Annotated in this window: 3 protein-coding genes and 1 pseudogene; all 4 read left to right on the forward strand. The window is 62.5% G+C overall.

All coding sequences use genetic code 11. The annotated features are described in order from the left end of the window. Positions 1–1579, forward strand: a 1579-nt coding sequence (locus TH5_RS25050; protein ID WP_244205036.1) for a portal protein, incomplete at its 5' end; no start/stop codon positions are given. Then, complete coding sequence (locus TH5_RS25055; RefSeq protein WP_114124133.1) at positions 1576–1848, forward strand: Bbp19 family protein; 273 nt, start codon at positions 1576–1578, stop codon at positions 1846–1848. The genes TH5_RS25050 and TH5_RS25055, both read left to right, overlap by 4 nt. Before the next feature lie 142 nt (positions 1849–1990). Then, positions 1991–2143 carry a hypothetical protein gene (locus tag TH5_RS25755; RefSeq protein WP_167443666.1) on the forward strand — a complete coding sequence of 51 codons (153 nt, stop codon included), beginning with the start codon at positions 1991–1993 and terminating at the stop codon, positions 2141–2143. Further along, positions 2133–2545, forward strand: a pseudogene (locus TH5_RS25060) (hypothetical protein); the annotation flags it as partial. The gene TH5_RS25755 and the pseudogene TH5_RS25060, both read left to right, overlap by 11 nt.

The raw sequence follows: 2545 nt of genomic DNA on the forward strand, positions 1-2545 counted from the left end.
GGGGGCGAGAGCCGGGGCACGCAGCAATGCCGGAACCAAAACCGTGACGATTGCGATTGCCGATTTGCGGGCCCGGTTTCGGGCGGCGATGGGGCAGAAGCGCGGTTGGATGCGCCATTGGCAGGAATGTTATGAATTCGCCCTGCCGCAACGCAACGGGGCGAGCGAGCAGCCGGGAGCATCCGGCGGGGTGTCTGGTGGGGAAAAGAAGTTTGATCGGGTGTTTGATGCCACGGCACCGGATGCGGTCGAGCAGCTTGCAGCAAGCCTGATGGCGGAAATCACCCCGCCGAGTGGCGGCTGGTTCGCGTTTGAGCCGGGCGGCAATGTGGCGGATGCGGATCGGGAAATCCTGACCGCACGGCTGGCACGGGCCGCCAGCATTTTGCAGGGGCATTTTGACCGGTCGAATTTCGCGGTCGAGATGCATCAGGCGTTTCTCGATCTGGTGACGGCGGGGACGGCGTGCCTTCGACTTGAAGCGGATGATTTTTTAAGCCCGTCGGCGTTTCGGTTTACGGCGGTGCCGCTGCGCGATGTGGCATTCGAGGAACGCCATGATGGCAAAATGGATGCGGTGTTTCGCAAATTTTCGCTGACCCGTGACGAGATCGCCCGGCAATGGCCGGATGCGAAATTGCCAAGGGATGACCGGGATGCGGGCGATAGCCCGAAACGATATGCGGTGGTCGAGGCGGTTCTGCCCGATCCGGGGATTTCGGCGGGCTATCAGCTTTGTGTGTTTTTTGACGATGGCGGGGAGATTTCGGGTGGCTTGGCAGGTGAAGATGGGGTGATCCATCGGGACCGGTTTGAGGTGTCGCCCTATATCGCGTTTCGCTGGATGAAAGCACCGGGCGAGGTTTACGGCAGGTCGCCGGTGATGAAGGCGCTGCCGGATATCAAGACGGCGAACAAGGTGGTGGAGCTGGTGCTTAAAAACGCATCCATCGCGGTGACCGGCATCTGGCAGGCCGATGATGACGGGGTTTTGAACCCGGCGGCGATCCGGCTGGTGCCCGGCAGCATCATCCCGAAGGCGGTGGGCTCGGCGGGGTTAACGCCGCTTGATGCGCCGGGGCGGTTTGATGTTTCCGATCTGGTGCTGTCTGATTTGCGTGATCGTATCCGGCGCTGCCTTCTGGCCGACCGGCTGGGGCAAAGTGACCAGCCGGGCATGACCGCGACCGAGGTTCTCGAACGTGCATCGGAAAATGCCCGGTTGCTGGGGGCGACTTATGGAAGGTTGCAGGCGGAACTGCTTTATCCGCTTATTCGCCGGGCGATCCATATTCTGGTGCGGCGTGGGGAGCTTCCTGACATGCCCCTTGATGGTGATGTCGTGCAGTTGCGCCATAGCGCGCCGCTGGCCCAGTTGCCCAAACGGGTGCAGGCCGGGCAGGCGATGGATTGGTTATCGCGCATTGCGACGCTGGGGCCGGACGCCTTGGGCGAGGTTGATATGCCACAGATGGTGCGCTGGCTTGCCGATCAGTTCGGGGTGCCGGACCATTTGCTTCGGCCGGTTTTGCCGGTTGAGGCAATGGTTGAGACGGGCGTTATGGAGGACGCGTTATGAGTGGCTGGGACTGGTTCGAGGGGGTGGCTGCCGCCGACGAAACGGATGAAGCCGGTGAGGTGGATCGGGTGCATTGGCAGCAATGTTTTGGCACGCACGCGGGGCAGAAGGTTCTGGCGGAGCTTGAACGCAGCATCCTTCGAACCGCGCTTGGCCCGCAAAGCCCGGATCGGGCGATCTGGATGCGGGAAGGGCAGCGGGCACTGGTTTTGCAGATGGTGCGGCTTGCACGGGGCAGCGTAGAGCGGGGCGCGGCGGATAAAGGGTGAGGTTGCCCTTTCTGTTGGTGGCTCGGCGGCGGTTGTGCCGGAGAAGGTGGGGCGCTTGATGTGAGTTTGGTGCATGCGGCGCTATGGACTCCCGCTTTCGCGGGAGTGACGGGGAGGGTGGAATGACAGGAGAGGTTGGGGCGTGACCTTCGCCTCCACCCGTCATGCCCGCGAACGCGGGCATCCAGACCTTGCTGCTACGCGCAGCGTTCATCAGGAAAAACGCAACTTTATAAACAGTAATCCGGCAGCAAACAGGCTGCGCGGAGAGGGGAGAGTGCATCATGACGATTGAGCAGAACCCGATGGGGCCAGAAGCCGGACAGCGGGCAGGGGATAATCTGTTGCGTCCGGCCGAGGTGGCGGGCGGGGTGCCTGAGGCGGCGGAAGATGTGGTGTTGGAAGATGTTGTCAGGGGCGGGGTTTTGGAAGCCGGGGCTTTGCCGGAAGGTGAAGTTGAGGGCGGTGAAGCCAGCGCGGCCCTTGACCTGGCGAGCATTCCCGAAACGCCTGAGGGATATGAGATTGCGGTTGATGAGGTGTTGGGCGCGGTTGATCCGGCGGTGAATGCGCGGTTGCATGAAGCGGGATTTACCGGCGCGCAGGCGCAGCTTGTTTATGATCTGGCGGCCGAGGTGATCGGGCCGTTAATTGGCGAGGTCGAGGTTGCGGGCAAGCGTGCCGCGGATCGGGCGGC

The sequence above is a fragment of the Thalassospira xianhensis MCCC 1A02616 genome, from assembly GCF_003326475.1.
Lineage (GTDB): Bacteria > Pseudomonadota > Alphaproteobacteria > Rhodospirillales > Thalassospiraceae > Thalassospira > Thalassospira xianhensis.

Excerpts from the sequence above, each read along its gene's own strand:
- TH5_RS25055 (WP_114124133.1), top strand. The coding sequence starts at position 1,576 with ATGAGTGGCTGGGACTGGTTCGAGGGGGTGGCTGCCGCCGACGAAACG.